Origin of the sequence: Zobellia laminariae (assembly GCF_030553095.1) — a bacterium.
Lineage (GTDB): Bacteria > Bacteroidota > Bacteroidia > Flavobacteriales > Flavobacteriaceae > Zobellia > Zobellia laminariae.
The window spans coordinates 603,006-628,383 of record NZ_CP130738.1; the positions used below are offsets into that span (position 1 = coordinate 603,006).

Consider the following 25,378-nt stretch of genomic DNA (forward strand, 5'->3'; position numbering starts at 1 on the left):
TTACTTGCTAATGTAAATATAACCACTATCAGTTATATTCTCGTCGTTTACAGTGGTGTACTCAAAGATATAAAAATACACGCCGGCAGGTAAATAGTCTTGCCCAGCAATAGTAGATCTTCCTTTTGATCTACCATCAAAAACATTGTTTTGATTATTATAATCTTCACCGTCATACACGGCTATACCCCATCTGTTGAAAATCTGAAGTTTATTGTTTAATGCCTTATCTACATTTTCAATCCACAAGAATTCATTTTTACCGTCACCGTTAGGTGTTACCATTTGCATTACTACAATCTCTGTTTCCTCTTCTGGATCAAGGTATGAAGGAATACCATCATTATCACGATCATCATCCGTTGGGTCTCCGTTTCCATTGCCATCTTCATCTGCCGTGTTAATTCCATCACCGTCATCATCAAAATCTCGGTAATTTACATCTTCCGTACCATCTGTATCAGGTAAGTCATTAGCTGGGTCATCTATCTCGTCGTTTACATCAAAACCATCACTTACGTTAGACCCTTCATAACCATCAAGAAGACCATCATTGTCAGTATCCTCTATTGTAGGTAACTGATCTGGCTCTCCGTCAAAGTTAAAGTCATTTCCTTCGTTATTATCAGGTACTAAATCATTGTCACTATCTTGGTCTATGTAATCTTCTGTATCTTCTCCATCTGTGTTAACTGGTGTTAAACCGTTAGGATATGCAGAATTCAATCCGTCATTAGCTATACTAGTTGCTTCATCGTCATCATTTGGAGCAATATAACCATCGGTAGTTTGAGCTTCTACATTATCAGGAATACCATCATTATCCGCATCAATATCTAAATGATTAGGAAAACCATCACCATCTGAATCCAATGGATCTGTTAACGGATTATTATCTCCATCTGTGTTAGGATCTTCAACCGTATCCAATATACCATCATTGTCATCATCTAAATCTACCATATCCGGTACACCGTCACCATCTGTATCCGTTGTAGGAATGTTATCCGTAGGATCTAAGTAGTTAGGAATACCATTTCCATTACTATCGTCATTGGTAGGGTCACCATCTTGATCCACATCTTCATCTGGAGTATCAATTCCATCACCATCATCATCTAAATCACGATAGTTTACATCTTCCGTGCCATCTGTATCAGGTAAATCGTTTGCTGGATCATCTATTTCATCGTTTACAACAAAACCGTCATTGACATCACTTCCTTCATAACCATCGTCCAGTCCATCACCATCTGTATCCACACCAGTGTAAGTTTGGTCAGGAGTACCATCGAAGTCAAAATCGTTACCTTCATTATTATCAGGCACCGTATCATTATCACTATCCAAGTCTATGTAATCTGATGTACCGTCTTCATCCGTATCAACTGGTATTAAACCATCCGGATATGCAGAATTTAAACCGTCATTAGCTATACTTGTAGCTTCATCATCTTCATTTGGAGCAATATAACCGTCAGTAGTTTGAGCCTCTACATTATCAGGAATACCATCGTTATCTGCATCAATATCCAAGTGATTAGGAATACCATCCTCATCTGTATCCAACGGGTTGGTCAATGGATTATCATCATCATCTGTATTAGGATCTTCTACAGCATCTAATATACCATCGTTATCATCATCTAAATCAGTTACATCAGGTACTCCGTCTCCATCCGTATCTTTTGTAGTGTCTTCATCAAAATCAAGATAATCCGGTGTACCATCTTCATCAGTATCATCGTTGGTTGGATCACCATCTTCATCTACATCTTCATTTGGAGTATCAATACCATCGCCGTCATCGTCTAAATCACGATAATTTACATCTTCAGTACCATCTGTGTCAGGTAAATCGTTTGCTGGATCATCTATTTCATCGTTTACATCATAACCATCGTTGATATCACTTCCTTCATAACCATCGTCCAAACCATCACCATCGGCATCCGTACCTAAATAAGTCTGATCAGGAGAACCGTCAAAATTGAAATCGTTACCTTCATTATTATCAGGCACATCATCATTATCACTATCCGCATCCAAATAATCTTCAACATCACGACCATCTGTATTAACTGGTGTTAAGCCATCAGGATATGCTGAGTTTAAACCGTCGTTAGCTATACTTGTAGCTTCATCGTCTTCATTTGGAGCGATATAACCATCTGTTGTCTGAGCCTCTACATTGTCAGGAATACCATCATCATCAGAATCAATATCTAAATGATTTGGAACACCATCTTCATCTAAATCGTAAGGATCTGTAAGTGGATTGTTATCACCATCAATATTAGGATCTTCAACTGTATCCAAAATACCATCGTTATCATCATCTAAATCCGTTGCATCTGGAACACCATCACCATCTGTATCAGGTGTAACATCTAGGGTTGGATCTAAATAGTCCGGAGTTCCATCACCATCTGTATCATCATTGGTTGGGTCACCATCTTCATCTACATCTTCATTTGGCGTATCAATTCCATCACCATCATCGTCCAAATCACGATAGTTTACATCTTCGGTACCATCTGTATCCGGTAAATCGTTTGCCGGATCATTTATTTCATCGTTTACATCAAAACCATCATTAACATCACTTCCTTCATAACCATCATCAAGTCCGTCACCATCCGTATCTATACCAGTATAAGTTTGATCAGGATTACCATCAAAATTGAAATCATTTCCTTCATTATTGTCCGGTACAGAATCGTTATCACTATCAAGATCTATATAATCCGGCGTATCAGTACCATCAGTATTAACAGGCGTTAATCCGTCTGGGTAAGCAGTATTCAAACCATCATTAGTAATACTTGTTGCTTCATCATCTTCATTAGGTGCTATATACCCATCTGTAGTCTGAGCCTCTACGTTATCTGGAATACCGTCATCATCAGAATCAATATCTAAGTGATTAGGAATACCATCATTATCCGTATCCAAAGGATTGGTCATAGGGTCATTATCACCATCTGTATTTGGATCTTCAACAGCATCTAATATACCATCATTATCATCATCTAAATCTGTAGTATCCGGAACACCATCACCATCTGTGTCAGTTTCTGGGCATTGAACCGGAATAACTCTTAAACGAATTCCATTCACCGGAAATTCAGAGGTAGTATAAAATTGTATCTCATTAGCTAAACCTTGAGACTCCCAAACAAAACGATCAGGACCATATATAGGTACAGCAGTTGTATTTTCAACGAAGTAATCATTTGCTTCATTATCCGCAATAATACCAGTTGGCAGTACTGTTGTCTGAACGTACATTGCATTATCTAGAGCAATAAAACCATCTCTATGATCTGCATCTACTCTAGCAGAATGTTCTGCTACAATTTTTACAGGAACTGTACCTGAAAAAGTAAAAGTAGCCGGAAGGTCTTTATTCACTTCAAAAAGACCTAAAGAACTTTTAGTACTTGCTCCTGTAACGGTTACCAAAATACTTCCAGCAGGAAGACCCCACTTTGAACTCACATCTACATCTTCTGCTGATAAGCTACCGTCCTGAATACCATCTGGAAAACCAAAATCTCGAGCTGAGATTTCTTTCATTTCCAATTCGTCGCAACCTTCTATGTCAGAATCCGCGACAAGTATAGTGTTGGTTTTATTGGACTCCTTGCTAGTATGGTTTTCAATGTCACCAGTAGCAGCAAAAGAAGAACTCATACCAAAAACGGCAAGAGCAAAAGTATAAGTAACGGTCTTAAAAGCACCGTTTTTAAAATTCAATAGAGTAAAGTTTTCCATAAATGTTTAGTTTTTATTAAACTAATCACCATGGCCTGTAGGTTTAAAACGTATAAAGTAAGAAGTTGGGGAGCTTCAATATGGATGCAAGATATATTTAATATTTCGTTAACCAAATTCTTTTGATTCTAGAAATTATGATTTACCCTTTAAAAACCTAAATATTCGGTAAAGGGCAGGAATTAAACCAGTTTATCGAATTAGCACATCGACGAAAACAACCAAATATCATTCACTTAATTCATTAAATCGAATTTATGTGTAGTTCATCGATACGTTGCAATCCACTATTAAAGTTGAAATATAAGTAAAATATTTATCCATTTTAGCACTTTGTTATTAACCTATCTTCTGTTCTAAATAAACTATAATTTAACGTATTTTTGCACAAATTTTCTTCATGAGTTTTAAAGATGAGATTCAACGGCGTAGAACTTTCGGAATAATATCCCACCCAGATGCAGGTAAGACCACTTTAACGGAAAAACTTCTGTTATTTGGTGGAGCTATTCAGGAAGCAGGTGCCGTAAAAAATAATAAAATAAAGAAAACCGCCACTAGTGACTTTATGGAAATAGAGCGCCAACGTGGTATTTCTGTTGCTACATCTGTACTTGCGTTTATATACAAGGATAAGAAAATAAATATTCTTGATACGCCAGGCACAAAGATTTTGCCGAAGATACATTTAGAACACTTACCGCTGTAGATAGTGTAATTGTGGTTGTTGATGTTGCTAAAGGTGTGGAAGAGCAAACCGAAAAATTGGTGCAAGTATGCCGAATGCGAAACATACCCATCATTGTTTTTATAAACAAATTAGATAGGGAAGGACGTGATGCTTTTGACCTTCTTGATGATTTGGAACAGAAACTTGGACTATCAGTCACCCCTTTAAGCTTCCCTATTGGTATGGGATATGATTTTAAAGGAATCTATAATATTTACGAAAAAAACATCAATCTTTTTAGTGGCGACAGCAAGAAAAACATTGAAGAAACTATTGCTTTTGATTCTATTGAGAGCCCAGAACTTGAGAAAATTATTGGTAACAAAGCGGCAGAAGAATTACGTGAGAACATAGAGTTAGTGAAGGGTGTGTACCCAGACTTTGACAAAGAACAATACTTACAAGGCACACAACAACCTGTATTCTTTGGCTCTGCCTTAAACAATTTTGGAGTTCGCGAACTATTGGACTGCTTTATTGAGATTGCACCTTCTCCACGCCCTAAAAAGGCCGAGGAAAGGATAGTTAATGCGAATGAAAAGGAAATGTCCGGTTTTGTATTCAAAATACATGCGAATATGGATCCGAAACATCGTGACCGACTAGCATTTATAAAAATTGTATCAGGTACTTTTGAACGAAACAAACCATATCTACATGTTAGAAATGGTAAAAAGCTAAAGTTCTCGAGCCCAAACGCATTTTTTGCCGAGAAAAAAGAAATTGTAGATATCTCCTACCCTGGTGATATTGTAGGACTTCATGACACTGGTAATTTTAAAATTGGTGACACGCTTACTGAAGGAGAGGAACTTCACTACAAAGGCATACCTAGTTTCTCCCCTGAGCACTTTAGATATATTAACAATGCCGACCCAATGAAATCCAAACAACTTCACAAAGGTATTGACCAGTTGATGGATGAAGGTGTAGCGCAGTTATTTACTCTTGAATTAAATGGAAGAAAAGTAATTGGAACCGTAGGCGCTCTCCAGTTTGAGGTTATTCAATACCGTCTTGAGCATGAATATGGAGCCAAATGTACGTATGAAAACTTCCCTGTGTTTAAAGCCTGCTGGGTAGACCCTTCAGACCCAAAGAACGACGAGTTCAAAGAATTTAAAAGAGTAAAACAGAAATTTTTGGCTAAAGACAAAAGAAACCAATTAGTTTTCCTAGCAGATTCTCAATTCTCATTGCAGATGACCCAACAAAAATACCCTAGCGTAAAACTACATTTTGTTTCTGAGTTCGATTAAAACAGAATATTTATAAACCAAAAAATGCCCTTTGTAGAAACAAAGGGCATTTTTTGGTTTATATACTTAAGCCTCTCCTGTTGGCCCAAAATTCATAGGTATTGGAGGTTGCTCATAGTCCTTGATAGTTCCATGTGCTGCCTCAAAACGCTTTACATTGTCGTTCAAAGCCTTTAGAAACTTTTTGGCATGCTGCGGTGTAAGAACTATTCTACTCTTAACCTTCGCTTTTGGAGCACCTTGGCATCATACTAATAAAATCGACTACAAATTCTGATACAGAATGATTGATAATCGCCAGATTTGAATAGATACCTTCCGCCGTCTTTTCATCAAGCTCAATATTAATCTGGTTTTGTTTTTGTTCTTTTTCGCTCATAAGTAAAAAAAATAAACCCTCAATAGAAACTATTGAGGGTTTGAATTATTTGAGTTTAAAATTTCAAAGCTTCCTTGCGTGCCATGATTTCATCATACTCTTCTTTAGAGCCAACAATGATGTTCTCATAGTCGCGCATACCCGTACCTGCTGGAATTTTATGTCCAACAATAACATTCTCTTTCAAGCCTTCTAATGTATCTATTTTACCGCTTACAGCAGCTTCATTCAATACTTTAGTCGTTTCTTGGAAAGATGCTGCAGATATAAACGATTTAGTCTGTAAAGACGCACGTGTTATACCTTGCAATATAGGCGTAGCAGTAGCTGCAACAGCATCCTCTGCAGTTACTAGATTCTTATCGGTCCGTTTCAAAACAGAATTTTCATCTCTTAATTCACGAGCCGTAATAATCATACCAGCTTTAAGGTTTTCAGAATCACCAGCATCAACAACAACTTTCTTACCAAAGATTTCATCATTTTCTTTAATGAAATCATCTTTGTGAATCAATTGATTCTCTAAGAAGATTGTATTACCAGGATCTTGAATACGTACTTTACGCATCATCTGTCTAACAACAACCTCAAAATGCTTATCATTTATCTTCACACCCTGTAAACGATATACTTCTTGTACTTCGTTAACCAAGTACTGCTGAACAGCAGATGGGCCTTTAATCTTAAGAATATCTTCAGGAGTAATAGAACCATCTGACAATGGCATACCTGCACGAACATAATCGTTTTCTTGAACCAGGATCTGATTAGAAAGTTTCACCAAGTATTTCTTGACTTCACCTAATTTAGATTCTATTATGATTTCACGGTTACCTCTTTTGATTTTTCCAAAAGAAACAACACCATCTATCTCAGATACAACTGCTGGGTTAGAAGGGTTACGCGCCTCAAAAAGTTCAGTTACTCTTGGAAGACCACCCGTAATATCACCTGCTTTAGCAGATTTACGAGGTATTTTCACAAGAATCTTACCTTCTTTAATCTTATCACCATCATCTACCATGATGTGTGATCCAACAGGAAGGTTATACGAACGTAACGTTTCACCTTTACTATCTTGAATTAAAAGAGTTGGTATCAACTTCTTGTTACGAGATTCCGAGATAACTTTTTCTTGGAAACCGGTTTGCTCATCAATTTCAACTTGATAAGTAACACCTTGATCAATATTCTCGTAAGCAATCTTACCTAAACTCAGAAACAATTACACCGTTATATGGATCCCAAGAACAAACAACATCATCTTTAGCTATTGTTGCTCCATTCTCAACAAACAATTGAGAACCATAAGGTATATTATTAGTACTTAGTGTAATACCTGTTTTCTTATCTACAACCTTAATTTCAGATGTTCTAGAAATAACAATCACAGCTGGTTTACCCTCGCTATCTTCTCCTAAAACAGTTCTTAAATCTTCGATTTCAGCTACACCACCAAATTTAGCGATCAACTTGTTATCCTCAGAAATGTTACCTGCAATACCACCCACGTGGAAAGTACGCAATGTAAGCTGTGTTCCTGGCTCACCAATTGACTGAGCAGCAACAACACCTACAGCTTCACCTCTTTGAACCATTTTATTGGTAGAAAGGTTACGACCGTAACATTGAGCACAGATTCCTTTAGGAGCTTCACATGTTAATGCTGAACGTACTTCAACTTTTTCAACAGGAGACTCTTCAATTCTCTTAGCATCAATCTCCATTATTTCCTGACCAGCAGAAAGTAACTGTTCTTGAGTTAATGGATTGTATACATCATGTAAAGAAACCCTACCTAATATACGTGCTCCAAGAGACTCAACAACTTCTTCATTCTTTTTCAAAGCAGAAACTTCAACACCTCTTAAAGTTTCGCAATCTGTAATATTAACAATAACATCTTGTGAAACATCTACTAAACGACGTGTTAAGTAACCTGCATCTGCCGTTTTAAGAGCCGTATCCGCAAGACCTTTACGAGCACCGTGAGTAGAAATAAAGTATTCAAGAATTGAAAGACCTTCCTTAAAGTTAGATAAAATTGGGTTTTCAATAATTTCACCACCACCGGCAGTAGATTTTTTAGGCTTGGCCATCAAACCACGCATACCTGTTAACTGGCGAATTTGTTCTTTAGAACCCCTTGCACCAGAATCAAGCATCATATACACAGAGTTGAAACCTTGTTGATCCTCACGAATACGCTTCATTGCCAATTCGGTCAATTGCGCGTTCGTAGAAGTCCAAACATCAATTACCTGATTGTAACGTTCGTTGTTGGTAATAAGACCCATGTTATAGTTAGCCTTAATTCCATCAACTTGTACGTTAGCTTCAGCAATCATTTCATGCTTTTCCTGCGGTATAATAATATCCCCTAAACTAAAAGATAGACCACCTTTAAAGGCGAAATCATATCCCATAGTCTTAATCTTATCTAAGAAATCTGCTGTAGTAGGAACATCAGTAACTGCTAAGATTCCTCCGATAATATCTCGTAAAGATTTCTTATTCAATACATCATTAATGTATCCTGCAGCTTCTGGAACTTCCATGTTAAACAAAACTCTACCAACCGTAGTAGGTATAATTTTATTTACCAACTCACCTTCTTCATTGAAGTCTTTTGCTCTTACTTTTATCCCAGCATTTAAGTTAACCATTCCTTCATTAAAGGCAATCTCTACCTCTTCGTAAGAATAGAAAGTTAAACCTTCACCTTGAATAGGCACTTCTGGAGTTGATTTTCTCTCTTTGGTCATATAATACAGACCCAATACCATATCCTGAGATGGTACAGTAATAGGTGAACCATTTGCAGGGTTCAAAATATTATGAGAAGCCAACATTAATAATTGACACTCTAGAATTGCTTCTGGTCCTAAAGGAAGGTGAACCGCCATCTGGTCACCATCAAAATCCGCGTTAAACGCCGTACATACCAATGGGTGAAGACGAATAGCCTTTCCTTCAATAAGTTTTGGCTGGAATGCTTGAATACCTAAACGGTGTAATGTAGGGGCCCTGTTCAACATTACAGGGTGTCCTTTCAATACGTTTTCAAGAATATCCCAAACAACGGGTTCTTTTTTATCTATAATCTTCTTAGCAGACTTAACTGTTTTTACGATACCTCTTTCTATCAGTTTTCTGATAACGAAAGGCTTGTAAAGTTCAGCAGCCATATCTTTAGGAAGACCACATTCAAACAATCTCATTTCAGGTCCAACAACAATTACCGAACGTGCAGAATAATCAACACGTTTACCCAATAGGTTTTGACGGAAACGTCCTTGCTTACCTTTTAATGAATCTGAAAGAGACTTTAACGGTCTGTTAGATTCAGTTTTTACAGCTGAAGCTTTTCTAGTGTTATCAAAAAGAGAATCTACTGCTTCTTGAAGCATACGTTTCTCGTTTCTAAGAATTACCTCAGGAGCTTTAATCTCAACTAACCTTTTTAAACGGTTGTTACGAATAATAACCCTTCTGTAAAGATCATTTAAATCTGAAGTTGCGAAACGACCACCATCTAGTGGCACCAATGGACGCAATTCTGGTGGAATCACCGGAATTACCTTCATAATCATCCATTCAGGTCTGTTGTCTCTATTTTCTTGAGATTCACGAAGCGCCTCAACAACTTGAAGTCTTTTTAAAGCCTCAGTTTTTCTTTGCTTGGAAGTCTCTGTATTTGCCTTATGACGTAACTGGTACGATAATTCTTTTAAGTCAATACGAGCTAAAAGATCTATAAGACATTCCGCACCCATTTTAGCGATAAACTTATTAGGGTCCGTGTCATCTAAATACTGGTTTTCAACAGGAATAGACTCTAAAATAGTCAAGTACTCCTCTTCAGTCAAGAAATCCATTTTATTGATTTCTTCACCTTCAGCGCCTTTAGCTATACCTTATTGAATTACTACGTAACGTTCGTAGTAAATAATCATATCCAATTTCTTGGAAGGTAATCCCAAAAGGTAACCTATTTTATTTGGCAACGAACGGAAGTACCAGATATGAGCTACAGGAACCACCAAGTTGATGTGCCCTACTCTATCTCTACGTACTTTCTTCTCCGTAACCTCAACACCACAACGGTCACAAACAATACCGCGGTAACGAATTCTCTTATATTTACCACAAGCACATTCGTAATCCTTCACAGGACCGAAAATACGCTCGCAGAAAAGACCGTCTCGCTCCGGCTTGTGCGTTCTGTAGTTGATAGTTTCAGGCTTAAGAACCTCTCCTCTTGACTCCGCCAAAATTGCTTCTGGTGAGGACAATCCGATAGAAATCTTATCAAACCTTTTTATTGGATTATTATCTTTTATTCTAGCCATAATCTAATGGTGATACTAATTAAAATGTGTGTTCTTCAATCGCTACAATCGATTCTATTCTTCCAAACGGATATCTAAGCCCAAACCTTTAAGTTCGTGCATCAATACATTGAAAGATTCCGGTAAACCGGGTTCTGGCATGGTTTCGCCCTTAACTATTGACTCATAGGTCTTAGCTCTACCAATAACATCATCCGACTTAACGGTCAATATTTCACGTAAAGTTGCCGAAGCACCGTATGCCTCAAGAGCCCAAACTTCCATCTCTCCAAAACGCTGACCACCAAATTGTGCTTTACCACCTAATGGTTGTTGTGTAATTAAAGAGTATGGTCCTATAGAACGTGCGTGCATTTTATCATCTACCATGTGACCAAGTTTTAGCATATAAATCACACCAACTGTTGCCGGTTGATCAAAACGCTTACCTGTTCCACCATCATGAAGATAAGTATGACCAAATCTTGGAATACCAGCTTCATCTGTATACTCATTTATTTGATCTAAAGTGGCACCATCAAAAATTGGCGTACCAAATTTCTTTCCTAGCTTTAAACCTGCCCAACCTAATACGGTTTCGTAAATCTGACCAATGTTCATACGAGAAGGTACACCCAATGGATTCAATACGATATCTACTGGAGTTCCATCTGCCAAGAAAGGCATATCTTCTTGACGAACAATACGAGATACAATACCTTTGTTACCGTGACGACCTGCCATTTTATCACCTACTTTAAGCTTACGCTTTTTGGCAACATAAACCTTAGCCAATTTCATAATTCCAGCTGGCAATTCATCACCAACAGAAATTGTAAACTTGTCTCTTCTCAAGTTTCCTTGAAGATCGTTCAATTTTATTTTATAGTTGTGAAGCAAATCGGCAACAGATATGTTTGTATCCTTATCCATTGTCCAACTACCACCTACCAAGTGAGCAAAATCATCTACGGAGTTTAACATTTTAAGTGTATACTTCTTACCTTTTGGTAATACTTCTTCACCTAAATCGTTTAAAACACCTTGAGATGTCTTACCGTTAATTAAAGTAAAAAGTTTCTCTATCAAGACGTCTTTCAACTCTTGGAATTTCACTTCGTACTCTAACTCTAACTTGTTAAGTTCCTCTTTATCTTCAGAACGCTTACGCTTATCTTTTACCGAACGAGAAAACAATTTCTTCTCGATAACAACACCATGTAATGATGGAGATGCTTTTAAAGATGCATCTTTTACATCACCTGCTTTATCACCAAAAATCGCTCTAAGTAATTTTTCTTCAGGAGTTGGGTCAGACTCTCCTTTTGGAGTAATCTTACCAATTAAAATGTCATAAGGCTTAACCTCGGCACCGATACGAATCATACCGTTTTCATCCAAATCCTTAGTAGCTTCCTCAGAAACATTAGGAATATCGTGAGTTAATTCTTCCGCACCTAATTTAGTATCTCTAACCTCTAAAGAATACTCATCTACGTGAATTGAAGTAAAGATATCTTCACGAACTACTTTTTCAGAAATTACAATCGCATCCTCAAAGTTATATCCTTTCCAAGGCATAAAAGCCACAGTAAGGTTACGACCTAATGCCAACTCACCTTTTTCAGTTGCATATCCTTCACAAAGAACCTGACCTTTCTTAACTTTATCGCCTCTTCTTACAATCGGTTTCAAGTTAATACTAGTACCTTGGTTAGTTTTTCTAAACTTAACCAAGTTGTATGATTTAGAGTCTTCTTCAAAACTGATTAAACGCTCAGCATCAGTACGATCATACTTAATCGTAATCATTTTAGCATCTACATACTCTATAGTTCCGTCTCCTTCTGCATTTATCAATACTCTAGAATCAGAAGCAACCTGACGTTCAAGACCTGTACCAACAATTGGTGCTTGTGGCTTTAACAATGGTACCGCTTGGCGCATCATGTTAGACCCCATCAATGCACGGTTGGCATCATCATGTTCCAAGAATGGAATAAGTGATGCAGATATAGATGCAATCTGGTTAGGAGCTACATCTGTATAATTGATCTCAATAGGATTTACTACTGGAAAATCACCTTCTTCCCTAGCAATAACCTTATCCGTATCAATTGTACCATCTTCTTTCAATGGAATGTTAGCCTGCGCTATTTTCATTCCTTCTTCTTCCTCTGCACTTAAGTAAACGAATTCCTTCGTATTTACCTTAGCATTATCCACCTTACGATATGGAGTTTCCAAGAAGCCCATTGGGTTTACTTTAGAAAATACCGCTAATGAAGATATCAAACCAATGTTTGGACCTTCAGGTGTTTCAATAGGACAAAGTCTACCGTAGTGTGTGTAGTGAACATCACGAACCTCAAAACCAGCACGCTCTCTAGAAAGACCACCTTGGCCCAAGAGCTGATAATCTACGTTTGTGCGTAATCTCTGCTAATGGATTGGTTTGATCCATAAACTGAGATAACTGGTTAGTACCAAAGAAAGAATTAATAACAGAAGACAATGTCTTAGCATTAATCAAATCTATTGGGGTAAACACTTCGTTATCACGAACGTTCATACGCTCACGAATAGTTCTTGCCATACGCGCAAGACCTACACCGAACTGAGATGATAATTGCTCACCAACAGTACGAACACGACGGTTAGAAAGGTGATCAATATCATCAATCTCTGCTTTAGAGTTGATAAGTTCGATCAAATATTTTATAATAGTTATGATATCTTCCTTAGTCAAGACTTGCTTGTCCATTCCGATATCCAACTGTAATTTCTTGTTCATTCTGTAACGTCCAACTTCACCTAAGTTATAACGTTGATCAGAGAAGAATAATTTATCAATAATACCACGTGCAGTCTCCTCATCTGGCGGCTCAGCGTTACGTAATTGACGATAAATATGTTCAACAGCTTCTTTTTCAGAGTTTGTTGGATCCTTCTGTAATGTATTATGGATTATAGAGTAATCTGATTGTGCATTACTCTCTTTATGGAGAAGAATGGTTTTAACATCAGCATCTATAATCTCTGCAATATGTTCTTTCTCTAAAACAGTATCACGATCTATAACAATTTCGTTTCTTTCAATAGAAACCACCTCACCAGTATCTTCATCAACGAAATCTTCATGCCAAGTGTTCAAAACCCTAGCGGCTAATTTACGTCCCAATACTTTTTTAAGACCTGCGTTTGAAACCTTAACCTCTTCAGAAAGGTCAAAAATTTCAAGAATATCTTTATCTCTTTCAAAGCCAATAGCTCTGAAAAGAGTAGTTACAGGCAACTTCTTTTTACGATCAATGTACGCATACATTACACCGTTTATATCTGTTGCAAATTCTATCCAAGAACCTTTAAAAGGTATAACTCTGGCAGAATATAATTTAGTTCCGTTCGCATGAAATGACTGACCGAAGAAAACACCTTATGAACGGTGTAACTGAGAAACTACAACCCTTTCCGCTCCGTTGATAACAAATGTACCACTAGGTGTCATATAAGGAATAGTACCCAAATACACATCTTGCACGATAGTTTCGAAATCTTCGTGCTCAGGATCGGTACAGTATAATTTTAATCGTGCTTTTAACGGAACACTATAGGTAAGACCACGCTCAATACATTCTTGAATAGAATATCTTGGCGGATCTATGAAGTAATCTAAAAATTCAAGTACGAACTGGTTTCTGGTGTCCGTAATAGGGAAGTTTTCCATGAAGGTATTGTACAAGCCTTCATTGCCTCTTTCGTCAGATTTCGTTTCTAGCTGAAAAAAGTCTTGAAACGATTTTATCTGAATGTCCAAGAAATCCGGGTAAGCCGGTGTGTTCTTAGCGGATGCAAAATTTATTCTCTCAGTCTGTTGTGTGAACATCTATGGACAGTATTTTGAACGTGAATACTAAATTCGGGTCGTATATCTCATCATATACGTGGGTCTTACTTGTATAAAAAGGCTTAGGTCTAGCTCCGCCGGAGCGAGGAAAGACCTAAACCAAATTGTTATGGTTGCTGATACTATTTAAGCTCAACTTCCGCTCCTGCTTCTTCCAAAGATTTTTTGATTCCTTCAGCTTCGTCTTTAGTAACACCTTCTTTTACAGCTTTAGGTGCGCTATCAACGATATCTTTAGCATCTTTCAATCCAAGACCAGTCAATTCTTTAACCAATTTAACTACAGCTAGTTTTGAACTACCTGCTGCTTTTAAGATTACATCAAATTCTGTTTGCTCGTCAGCAGCTTCAGCAGCGTCTCCACCACCAGCAGCAACAGCAACTGCAGCAGCTGCAGGCTCTATACCGTACTCATCTTTTAATATATTAGCTAACTCATTTACCTCTTTTACGGTTAAGTTAACCAATTGTTCTGCGAAATCTTTCAAATCTGCCATTTTACTATCGTTTAATAAATTTTTAAAATATACTTAGTTTACTAGTGCGTTCTTATCTTTCTGATAATGTCTTAAGGATACCTGCTAGTTTACCACCACCAGATTTAAGTCCAGAAATAACGTTTTTGGCTGGGGATTGTAACAATCCAATAACCTCACCAATCATTTCTTCTTTGGACTTAATGCTTACAAGTGCATCCAAATTCTCATCACCAATATATACCGCTTCTTCTACGAAGGCTCCTTTCAACAAAGGCTTATCAGACTTCTTTCTAAAAGCCTTAATAATTTTTGCTGGAACGTTACCTACTTCTGAGAACATCAACGAAGTATTGCCCTTAAGCACTCCGGGAAGTTCACCGAATTCTCTTTCGGAAGCTTCCATTGCTTTTGCAAGCAATGTATTTTTGACTACTGCTAGTTTCACATCTGCCTTAAAACAAGCTCTTCTCAAATCTGAGGTTTGCGTTGCATTCAAGCCCGATATGTCAGCTAAATAAATAGTTGCATTATCGCCTAACTGTGAAGTCAAATCCTGTATTACGTTTGCTTTTTCTTCTCTTGTCATACTGTAAATTTTGAACTACCCAGTTCGATTAAACTGTCTTTGGATCTAACTGAACACTTGGGCTCATGGTACTTGACATGAAAATACTTTTCATATAAACACCCTTAGCAGCAGCAGGTTTCATTTTCACTAAAGTATCTAACAACTCTCTAGCATTTTCTTCCAATTTATCCGCAGAGAAAGAAGCTTTCCCTACAGCAGCATGAACGATACCTGTTTTATCTACTTTAAAGTCGATTTTACCAGCCTTTACTTCTGCTATCGCCTTAGCGACATCCATAGTAACTGTTCCTGTCTTTGGATTAGGCATAAGACCTCTTGGCCCTAAAACTCGTCCTAAAGGACCTAGCTTACCCATTACGCTTGGCATAGTGATGATAACATCAACATCTGTCCAACCGCCTTTTATTTTTTCCAAATACTCATCCAATCCAACAAAGTCTGCACCGGCTTCTGTAGCCTCTGCTTCTTTATCTGGTGTTACCAAGGCCAAAACCTTAACATCTTTACCAGTACCATGAGGAAGTGTTACCACCCCACGGATCATTTGGTTTGCTTTTCTTGGATCTACACCCAAACGCACTGCCAAATCTACAGATGCATCAAATTTTGTATTGGTAATTTCTTTTACCAAAGCAGCACCTTCAGCTACAGAATAAAGTTTATCTTTATCTATCTTAGCGTGGGCGTCTTTTTGTTTCTTAGTTAATTTTGCCATTTCAAATTGCTTTTAAGATTTTAGAAAGGTCGCTTACCTGCAACTTTAAGACCCATAGACCTTGCTGTTCCAGCAATCATGCTCATTGCAGATTCTACTGTAAACGCATTAAGATCTACCATTTTGTCCTCGGCAATTGTTTTAACTTGATCCCAAGTAACATTACCAGATTTTACACGATTAGGCTCACCTGATCCTTTTTTAATCTTAGCCGCTTCCAATAGCTGAATTGCCGCCGGTGGTGTTTTTACAAGGAAGTCAAATGACTTATCCTTATACACGGTGATAACAACAGGTAATACTTTACCTTGTTTGTCCTGCGTACGAGCATTAAACTGCTTACAGAACTCCATTATGTTAACACCAGCAGCACCTAAGGCGGGTCCAACCGGTGGCGACGGATTCGCTGCACCTCCCCTAACTTGTAGTTTAACTACTTTACCTATTTCTTTTGCCATTGTTTAAAATTAAATTTCAGCTGTATTATTTTGGAAGCAACACAACTTTAAATATGTAACACTTAACTTATACTTTCTCTACTTGCATATAACTAAGCTCTAATGGCGTCTTTCTTCCGAAAATCTTAACCATTACCTCTAGTTTACGCTTCTCTTCGTTGATTTTCTCAACGGTACCATTAAACCCATTAAACGGACCATCAATAACTTTTACCGTTTCACCATGAGTGAAAGGTATAGCTACCGCATCTGTATTAACAGCTAATTCATCTACCTTACCTAGCATTCTATTCACTTCAGCTTTTCTCAACGGAACAGGATCACCTCCTTTTGTCTCACCCAAAAAACCAATTACGTTCGTTATTGAACGTACAATATGAATCATCTCACCACCAAGATTAGCTTTAATCATTATATAATAAGGAAAATAAACTCTTTCTTTATTAACCTTTTTTCCGTTACGAATCTGAATAACCTTTTCCGTTGGAACAAGGATATCTTCTAAATAGTCAGAAAAACCATGGCGCTCTACTTCACTCTCAATATAGCCTTTGATTTTATTCTCTTGCCCACTGACAGCTCTTACTACATACCATTTCTTTTCCAATACTTCTGACATAGCAACTGACTAGTTTAAGATGTTATCGAAATACAATCGAACCAATTTGCTGAATGCACTATCCACACCCCAAGTCGCCAAAGCGAACAAAATAGAAAATACCGCAACCACTACCATAAGGTTAGATGATTCGGCTCTTGGAGGCAAAGTAACATTGTTACGAAGCTCTTCTATAGATTCTTTTATATACGTTAACATAATGATTCTTACTTAAATTCGCACGGGAGGAGAGACTCGAACTCCCGACACCTGTATTTTGGAGACCAGTGCTCTACCAACTGAGCTACACCCGTTTATAATTGCATTTAAAGGTGCCCTACTAAAGCAGAACACCCTTAATTACATTATTCCTATATAATAAATTAATCTATAATCTTAGTAACCTGACCGGCACCTACAGTTCTACCACCTTCACGGATAGCGAAACGTAAACCTAAGCTTAAAGCAATTGGTTGAATCAACTCAACTGTAATAGTAAGGTTATCATAAGGCATTACCATCTCAACTCCTGCAGGAAGTGCGATGTTACCAGTTACATCAGTAGTTCTTACATAGAACTGTGGACGATAGTTATTATGGAATGGTGTATGACGACCACCTTCTTCTTTTTTCAATACATAAACTTCAGCTTCAAATTTAGCATGAGGCTTAACAGAACCTTACTTACAAATAACCATACCTCTACTAATCTGAGATTTTTCAATACCTCTCAACAAGATACCTACGTTATCACCAGCTTCACCTCTATCCAAAATCTTACGGAACATCTCAACACCAGTAACAGTAGAAGTTAATTTCTCAGCTCCCATACCGATAATCTCAACAGGGTCACCTGTATTAGCAACACCAGTCTCAATACGACCAGTTGCAACAGTACCACGTCCAGTAATTGTAAATACATCTTCAACAGGCATCAAGAAATCTTTTTCAACATCTCTCTTTGGAAGTTCGATCCAGTTATCAACAGCCTCCATCAATTCCATTACCGTGTCAACCCATTTTTGCTCACCGTTCAATGCACCTAATGCAGAACCAGCAATTACAGGACCATTATCACCATCATACTCGTAGAAAGAAAGTAATTCTCTTACTTCCATTTCAACTAGCTCGATCAATTCCTCATCATCAACCATATCCACTTTGTTCATGAATACAACTATTCTAGGAATACCTACCTGACGTCCCAAAAGGATGTGCTCACGAGTTTGTGGCATTGGACCATCTGTAGCTGCAACAACTAAAATAGCACCATCCATCTGAGCAGCACCAGTAACCATGTTCTTTACATAATCCGCGTGACCAGGACAGTCAACGTGAGCGTAATGACGGTTAGCTGTAGAATACTCTACGTGTGAAGTGTTAATAGTAATACCTCTTTCTTTTTCTTCAGGAGCGTTATCGATAGACTCGAAACTTCTCAATTCAGAAAGACCTGCATTTGCCAAAACTGTAGTAATAGCAGCAGTTAATGTAGTTTTACCGTGATCCACGTGTCCAATAGTACCTATATTTAAGTGCGGTTTGGAACGATCAAAAGTTTCCTTTGCCATTTTTAATGAATTTTAATCTTAGTTATATATTAGTGTACAAATAATGCCTTTGTTGAGCCAACGACGGGAATTGAACCCGTGACCTCTTCCTTACCAAGGAAACGCTCTACCCCTGAGCTACGTCGGCTTATTAGGTTCAAGGTTCAAGACTAATGTCTGTAAATTTAAGACTACAAAACATTACCTTGGTTTATTAGAGCGGGAGACCGGGTTCGAACCGGCGACATTCAGCTTGGAAGGCTGACGCTCTACCAACTGAGCTACTCCCGCAAATTTTAATAATCCAATATTTCAAAACCCAAAAAACTGGGCTGTTTAAAAAAAAGTGGGGAGAGCAGGATTCGAACCTGCGAAGACGTAGTCAGCAGATTTACAGTCTGCCCTCGTTGGCCGCTTGAGTATCTCCCCAAACCAATTTTTTAAAAGAACTTAAGAGCCGATGGAGGGACTCGAACCCACGACCTGCTGATTACAAATCAGCTGCTCTAGCCAGCTGAGCTACATCGGCCTTTCTACGCTGTTTCCGGCATAAAAAAGTCCGCTATTTCTAACGGACTGCAAATGTATACGTTTTTTTGTATATTCAAAACAAAAAATGAAAAAAAAATCATCAAGCTTGAACACGAGATTTTTCTTTGTGCTTTATTAGCTTTCTTTCCAAGGAGTTACATGCAGAATCTACTGCCTCCTCAAATTTCTTACATTGTTTTTTTATCATGAATTTATCACCCGGAATATTCAATTTGATTTCTACTATCTTATTTTCCTTTGAACTGGTGTTTTCCACCTTCAAATAAACATCTGCGCTAATTACCTTATCGTAGAAGGTTTCAAGCTTATCAAGTCTGGTCTGTAAAAAATCGATAAGTGTCTGATCCGCGTTGAAATTAACTGATTGCGCATTTACTTTCATAGGTTGTAGTTTTTAAATTAAACAATATAAAATCACCCAATTACTCTTTACTCCTAGGATGAGCCTTGGCGTGTACCTTTTTTAGCTCGGCAATACTATTGTGAGTATATACCTGTGTAGATGCCAAACTTGCATGACCCAACAACTCTTTTACAGAATTCATGTCTGCTCCTTTATTCAACAGATGGGTCGCAAAAGTATGTCTAAGGATATGAGGACTCTTCTTTACCTTAGACGACACCTTACTAAAATACTTATTTATTAGCCGATAAACAAGATTTTCATATAATTTATTGCCCGACTTCAACAAAAAAACATATGCTTCATCGGCAATTAGTTCAAGCGCCTCCCTTTCTCTTAAATAATCATCTAAAAGTTCTACAGTAGAAGGCAATAATGGCAGAATACGCTCTTTGTTTCTTTTTCCCAAAACCTTTAAATGTTGTTGCGAAAAATCTACGTTCACCATTTTTAAACTAATTAGTTCCGCCCTACGCATACCAGTTGTATAGAACAACTCAATAATAAGGCGATCTCTAACTCCTTCAAAATCATCTGCAAAATCTATTTGAGAAAGCACTTTTTGCATTTCAATTTCCGAAAAAGGAACTTCAATTTTCTTTGCTGTTTTAAGAGCCTTATGCTTAGCTAATGGGTTTATATCTATCGCCCCTATATTTTGAAGAAATCTATAGTAAGCTTTTAGAGATGCCATTTTTCTGTTTATAGATCGATTAGAAACACCGGCATCTACCAAACTAACAATCCAACTTCTCACAATACCGTACGCTACAGCATCAATATTTTTATAATCGTAATTATTATCACAGAAATCACTAAACGCCTCTAAATCTCTTTTATATGCCGTTACCGTATGAACGGAATAGTTCTTCTCTAAAGCCAAATATGATATAAAGGGTTCCAAGGACATACTACGAAGTTAACAAAGTTGATAACATACTGCTGATTTAACAACGCCAAGAAGAAATAGACGTTGCAATTACACGGAGAAAAATATGTAAACAAAAAAAAATCCCATCATATGATGGGATTTTTCTATTTGTACACTAAACAAGATTTATTAGATTTCTTCTTTATCTCTTAAACCTTGAATGTATTCTGCTTTCTGTATCTGCGCTCTGCGCTGAACTGAAGGTTTTGTGAATTGTTGACGCTTACGCAATCTGCGCATCGTACCCGTTTTATCAAATTTACGCTTGAAACGCTTCAAAGCGCGATCGATGTTTTCTCCTTCTTTTATTGGTATAATTAACATTGGCTACAACCTCCTTTCTATATGATTAAGGCGGCAAATATATAAACTAATTTACAATTGAGCACTACTTATTTTTAAATATACCAGAAAACGCCATATCAAAAAATACTAATAACTCCTCAGCCTTTATATTCACTACTCTTTTGGCACTCTATATTCTTTTTTATCGATAACGATTTTTGCAATTATCTCTTTTAGTATTTCAGAGGTCCCCCCTCCTATTGGCCCTAAACGACTATCTCTAAACATACGTGCCATAGGATAATCCTCTATATAACCGTAACCCCCTAAAAACTGCAAACAGTCATAAGCAACCTTATCGGCCATTTCTGTAGACTTTAACTTAGAAATGGTAGCTTCACGAACAACATACTCACCTTTGCCCATTTTATAAACCACTCCGTAATTGTATTGCTTGCACAAATCCATATCTGCATGCAGATCTACAAACTTATGTCTTAACGCCTGATACTGATTAATAGACTTACCAAACGTTTCCCGCTCGGACATATATTGCTGCGCATAGTCTAAAGCCCACTCTGCTCTAGCATGGGCATTTACCCCCATAACCAAACGTTCTAAAGCAAAAGCTTCCATTATAAAAGTGAAACCTTTTCCTTCTTCTCCCATCAAACTACTTGCTGGAATTTTTACATTATCAAAAGCGAGTTCTGCCGTATCTGATGCACGCCAACCTAATTTATTTAACTTATTAGCAGAGACACCTTCCTTATCTAAATCAACAATAAAAATACTTATTCCCTTATTACCGGCAGATGGATCAGTCTTTGCTGCAAGAATACAGTAGTCACCATACACCCCATTAGTAATGAAAGTCTTTGAGCCATTTATTATGTAACTATCCCCTTCTCTTACAGCAGTCGTTCGCATACCGGCAACATCACTACCACCAAAAGGCTCAGTCACACCAAGACAACCTATTTTCTCCCCGTTTACACTAGGAATCAAATACGCTTTTTTCTGCGTGTCATTTGCATTTTTATTCAAATGGGTCATAGCCAAATAAGCATGTGCCCACATGGCAGCAGCAAAACCACCTGAATTTACTTTCTGGAGCTCTTCCAAAAATATAACCGTATAGAAAAGATCTAGTCCAAGTCCATCATAAGTTTCAGGGGTTGCAAGACCAAAATAACCCATTTCACCAAACTTTTTCCATATAAAGGGTTCTATGGTTCCCGAAGCTTCCCATTTATCTATATGAGGTACAACTTCTTTCTTTAAAAAATCTCGGAGACTCTCTCTAAATAATTGATGTTCTTCCGTAAAGTACATGCTTTGCATTCCAATTAAATTTATAGGGTCAAATATAACTTAATTCTATCAATCTTCTCAAATGGAAAATTCTCTATTTTTGACAATTCATCAAAAGAAAGTATGGTTCCATTGTCACTTCTGTAATTTACTATACCCTCAGAGACGTCTTTTTGAAGATATACTAATTTCGATAGATTTTTTGCTGATGCTGTATTTATATTAATTTTCTCGATAACTGGCTTTTTAAGCACTTGAAACCGCTTCAAAGTTCGCTCTACAACCTCAGGCTCTAATCCATACACATCATACAATTGTTCATTTACCAAAAACCCACCTAACCTATCCCTAAATTTTACGATTCTAGCAGAAAGCTTTTCCCCAATTCCATTAATTTCCCGAAGTTCTTCAATTGTTGCGGAATTTAAATCGGAAACTGTAAATTTTGATTCAGCCTTTCTACTGCCTCTATCTTGCTCTTTAGATGATGTTTTATAAGATGAAGTTGATTTTGATTTCTTCTGCGTCCATTCAGGAAATTTAAAATAGGGAGAAATTACTTGTAGTAAAGAATCTGAAACTTGGGTTACTTCTTGAAAGTCATCTGCGGAATTTGCAAATTTTCCATCCTTTCGAAAACTATGTAATCTATCTATTTCTTCTATGGACATTCCCAGAGTATAACCCTTATAGTCTGTTATGTAATTAGGGTTGAAAGGATAGAGTTTAATGGAGTCTCTTACTTGCTCCTTAGCCTTTAGACTATCCATCTGTGTTTGCAGGTCGTTATTCTCAATAAATGAATTATCTACCTCAGTAGCTCCCGATGAGCGAAGAACGAAGTAAGCTACTTGAAGTAGTACTATTATGAACAGCAAATAAAAAACCCCACTTCGTTCTTGTTTATTGAACCTGAAGTGGGATTTAAAATTTTTCATCCGCTAAATAAGATATATTAATTATTCCTTAGCGGTTATCTGTTTTTTAAAAAGTTCGTTTTTCTTAAGTTTCTTCCAATAGGTACTTAAGTCACCTTTAACCTCACCAGACATTATATAAAGTCCGATAATATTTGGAAACGACATTGCCAGAATCATCATATCCGAGAAATCCAATACAGCTCCTAAACTAACAGAAGCACCGATAACTACAAATACTAAGAAAAGCATTTTATAAACCATCTCTGATTTTTTACTTTTTCCAAAAAGGTATGTCCACGCACGCATACCATAATAAGACCATGATATCATTGTAGAAAAAGCAAAAAGGAATACTGCTAAAGCCAATACATATGGGAACCATGAAATCTGGCTTCCGAATGCATCTGAAGTCAACTGCGCTCCCGCCATACCTTCTACCTCGTGCATACCTGTAAAAATAAGAACAAGCGCCGTAAGCGTACAAACTACCACCGTATCTAGAAATGGCTCAAGAAGAGCTACAAAACCCTCTGATGGAGGATGATTGGTTTTTGCGGTACTATGCGCAATGGCCGCAGAACCAACGCCCGCCTCATTAGAGAAGGCCGCCCTCTGAAAACCGATTACCAGAACACCTATAACCCCACCTTTTAAAGCAGATGGACTAAAAGCTCCTTCCCATATTGCCGTAAATGCAGGCCCTATGTTTTCTATATTCATTATAATTACCGCCAAGGCCGCTATAATATAAACCGAAGCCATTAAAGGAACAATCTTTCCCGTAACATTAGCTATACTATTAATTCCTCCAATAATTACAACACCTACAAGAATTGCTGTAACCACACCAAACCAAAATCCTTGACCAACCAATGCTGGAAATTGCCCTGCTAATTGCTCAAAAGATTGATTCGCTTGAAACATGTTTCCCCCACCAAAGGAAGCTCCAATAGCCAAGACAGCAAAGAAACCTCTTAAGGATTTTACCAAAACCTTTCATGCCACGTTTCTCTAACCCGTATCTTAAGTAATTCATTGGACCTCCAAAAACCCTTCCGTCAGGTAATATATCTCTATATTTTACTCCCAAAGTACATTCAACAAACTTGGAAGACATTCCTAATAAACCACATACGATCATCCAAAATGTAGCTCCCGCACCACCTAAAGAAACCGCAACAGCAACACCCGCTATATTTCCAAGTCCTACCGTACCCGATACTGCTGTTGCCAACGCTTGAAAGTGTGTAACCTGACCTGGCGCATCAGGATCATCATACTTTCCTCTTGCCAAATCTATAGAGTGCCCAAAACCTCTAATATTTATAAAGCCCATTCTAATCGTAAAGAAAGTAGCTCCTAGTACCAACCAAATTACAATAAAGGGGATAGGCTTAGTAATAGGGTCTCCATTTGGGTGCACCATTACTAAAGGCTCATCATACTTAATTTCTGCCAAGTAATGTGCCCCTGACTCAATAACATGTTTTGCATTTTCAGAATTGTAAATAACTTTACCCTCACCTACCAAATATTTCAATTCTCCTGTAACGGTAGCTGTGACGGTCAAATCCTCTTCGTCATTACTTGAAATTATAGCAATATTATCTCCTTTTTTAACCTTAGCTCCCTCAGGCTTTAACCACTTTTTGAGAACGAATCTATTTTCCGTTTCGTTGGTCCAACCCGGAGTACCTACCAACTTAACATCTGCATAAACCACAGGATCATAAATACCTATAGCAGCAAAAGGGTCCCAAAAAAGTATAGCCCCTAATGCGCTTACCGCAGGGGTCATTGTACCATTAAAAATTTCGGCTATTACTGTGGGCTCTATTTCAAATACTTTAGTTTCTGAATTACCTGCAGCATCGGTAACCAATACATTATAAGGCACACCTTCAACAAGTCCGCTGGCTCTTTTAGAAGACAAAGCGGTTGATTGATTATTCCATTTATAAACATATGGAGGGGTTCCTCCTGTTACATTTAACTCAATTACACCATCGTTTATTTGTGCTGAAGGGTTGTAAACCTTGCCTTTTACAACAAGTTCTTGAGAAAAGGCCACTACACCAAGTAGTAGGAAAAACAATAAGGTAAATTTCTTCATATGTATTTTTGTCGGTTTAGTGCTCGTCAATGGTTTTAACACAATTGCGGCAATATCATAAAAAATAGTAACACAATCAAATAATAAT

The 25,378-nt window shown here is 37.5% G+C and carries 12 protein-coding genes, 5 tRNA genes and 6 pseudogenes; 1 reads left to right on the forward strand and 22 read right to left on the reverse strand.

What is annotated here, in order from left to right; genetic code table 11:
- The gene (locus tag Q5W13_RS02990) at positions 1-3,777 is read right to left on the reverse strand and encodes a T9SS type B sorting domain-containing protein (protein ID WP_304445339.1); all 3,777 of its coding nucleotides are present in this window, start codon (positions 3,775-3,777) and stop codon (positions 1-3) included.
- A gap of 400 nt (positions 3,778-4,177) precedes the next feature.
- On the opposite strand from Q5W13_RS02990, the pseudogene Q5W13_RS02995 reads away from it, so the two are divergent.
- Positions 4,178-5,766, forward strand: a pseudogene (locus Q5W13_RS02995) (peptide chain release factor 3).
- Between the two features lie 66 nt (positions 5,767-5,832).
- On the opposite strand, the pseudogene Q5W13_RS03000 reads toward Q5W13_RS02995, so the two are convergent.
- The 21 genes and pseudogenes from Q5W13_RS03000 to Q5W13_RS03100 all read right to left on the reverse strand — a co-directional run bounded on the left by Q5W13_RS03000 (position 5,833) and on the right by Q5W13_RS03100 (position 25,290).
- A pseudogene (locus Q5W13_RS03000) lies at positions 5,833-6,145 on the reverse strand (DUF3467 domain-containing protein).
- A 55-nt stretch (positions 6,146-6,200) separates the two neighbouring features.
- Positions 6,201-10,497, reverse strand: a pseudogene (rpoC, locus tag Q5W13_RS03005) (DNA-directed RNA polymerase subunit beta').
- Positions 10,498-10,551: 54 nt separating this feature from the next.
- A pseudogene (rpoB, locus tag Q5W13_RS03010) lies at positions 10,552-14,362 on the reverse strand (DNA-directed RNA polymerase subunit beta).
- A 143-nt stretch (positions 14,363-14,505) separates the two neighbouring features.
- On the reverse strand, positions 14,506-14,880 hold the full coding sequence (gene rplL / locus Q5W13_RS03015; protein WP_155597509.1) for a 50S ribosomal protein L7/L12: 375 nt from the start codon (positions 14,878-14,880) through the stop codon (positions 14,506-14,508).
- Between the two features lie 52 nt (positions 14,881-14,932).
- A complete protein-coding gene (rplJ, locus tag Q5W13_RS03020; RefSeq protein WP_155597510.1) occupies positions 14,933-15,448 on the reverse strand; it encodes a 50S ribosomal protein L10 in 516 nt (171 codons plus the stop codon).
- A gap of 28 nt (positions 15,449-15,476) precedes the next feature.
- A complete protein-coding gene (gene rplA / locus Q5W13_RS03025; RefSeq protein ID WP_155597511.1) occupies positions 15,477-16,166 on the reverse strand; it encodes a 50S ribosomal protein L1 in 690 nt (229 codons plus the stop codon).
- 20 nt (positions 16,167-16,186) lie between these two features.
- Positions 16,187-16,624 (reverse strand): 50S ribosomal protein L11, encoded by a 438-nt coding sequence (rplK, locus tag Q5W13_RS03030; RefSeq protein ID WP_155597512.1) that lies wholly within the window; start codon positions 16,622-16,624, stop codon positions 16,187-16,189.
- A gap of 67 nt (positions 16,625-16,691) precedes the next feature.
- On the reverse strand, positions 16,692-17,243 hold the full coding sequence (gene nusG, locus Q5W13_RS03035) for a transcription termination/antitermination protein NusG (protein WP_304445340.1): 552 nt from the start codon (positions 17,241-17,243) through the stop codon (positions 16,692-16,694).
- A gap of 9 nt (positions 17,244-17,252) precedes the next feature.
- Positions 17,253-17,441, reverse strand: a complete 189-nt coding sequence (secE, locus tag Q5W13_RS03040) for a preprotein translocase subunit SecE (protein ID WP_155597514.1) — start codon at positions 17,439-17,441, stop codon at positions 17,253-17,255.
- Positions 17,442-17,462: 21 nt separating this feature from the next.
- Positions 17,463-17,536 (reverse strand) — tRNA-Trp (locus Q5W13_RS03045).
- Positions 17,537-17,605: 69 nt separating this feature from the next.
- Positions 17,606-18,793: pseudogene (tuf, locus tag Q5W13_RS03050) on the reverse strand (elongation factor Tu).
- Positions 18,794-18,848: 55 nt separating this feature from the next.
- A tRNA-Thr gene (locus tag Q5W13_RS03055) sits at positions 18,849-18,920 on the reverse strand.
- A gap of 70 nt (positions 18,921-18,990) precedes the next feature.
- Positions 18,991-19,063: transfer RNA gene (locus Q5W13_RS03060), tRNA-Gly, on the reverse strand.
- Between the two features lie 56 nt (positions 19,064-19,119).
- Positions 19,120-19,201: transfer RNA gene (locus tag Q5W13_RS03065), tRNA-Tyr, on the reverse strand.
- Between the two features lie 26 nt (positions 19,202-19,227).
- Positions 19,228-19,301: transfer RNA gene (locus Q5W13_RS03070), tRNA-Thr, on the reverse strand.
- Positions 19,302-19,403: 102 nt separating this feature from the next.
- Entirely contained in the window at positions 19,404-19,706 is a 303-nt protein-coding gene (gene hpf / locus Q5W13_RS03075; RefSeq protein ID WP_155597516.1) for a ribosome hibernation-promoting factor, HPF/YfiA family, read from the reverse strand.
- Between the two features lie 40 nt (positions 19,707-19,746).
- Entirely contained in the window at positions 19,747-20,637 is an 891-nt protein-coding gene (locus Q5W13_RS03080) for a tyrosine-type recombinase/integrase (protein WP_155597517.1), read from the reverse strand.
- Between the two features lie 150 nt (positions 20,638-20,787).
- Positions 20,788-20,982 carry a 30S ribosomal protein S21 gene (rpsU, locus tag Q5W13_RS03085; protein WP_155597518.1) on the reverse strand — a complete coding sequence of 65 codons (195 nt, stop codon included), beginning with the start codon at positions 20,980-20,982 and terminating at the stop codon, positions 20,788-20,790.
- A 135-nt stretch (positions 20,983-21,117) separates the two neighbouring features.
- Positions 21,118-22,287, reverse strand: a complete 1,170-nt coding sequence (locus tag Q5W13_RS03090; RefSeq protein ID WP_304445341.1) for an acyl-CoA dehydrogenase family protein — start codon at positions 22,285-22,287, stop codon at positions 21,118-21,120.
- 11 nt (positions 22,288-22,298) lie between these two features.
- Entirely contained in the window at positions 22,299-23,195 is an 897-nt protein-coding gene (locus Q5W13_RS03095; RefSeq protein ID WP_304445342.1) for a ComEA family DNA-binding protein, read from the reverse strand.
- A gap of 21 nt (positions 23,196-23,216) precedes the next feature.
- Positions 23,217-25,290 (reverse strand): annotated as a pseudogene (locus tag Q5W13_RS03100) (amino acid carrier protein).
- Between the last annotated feature and the right edge of the window lie 88 nt (positions 25,291-25,378).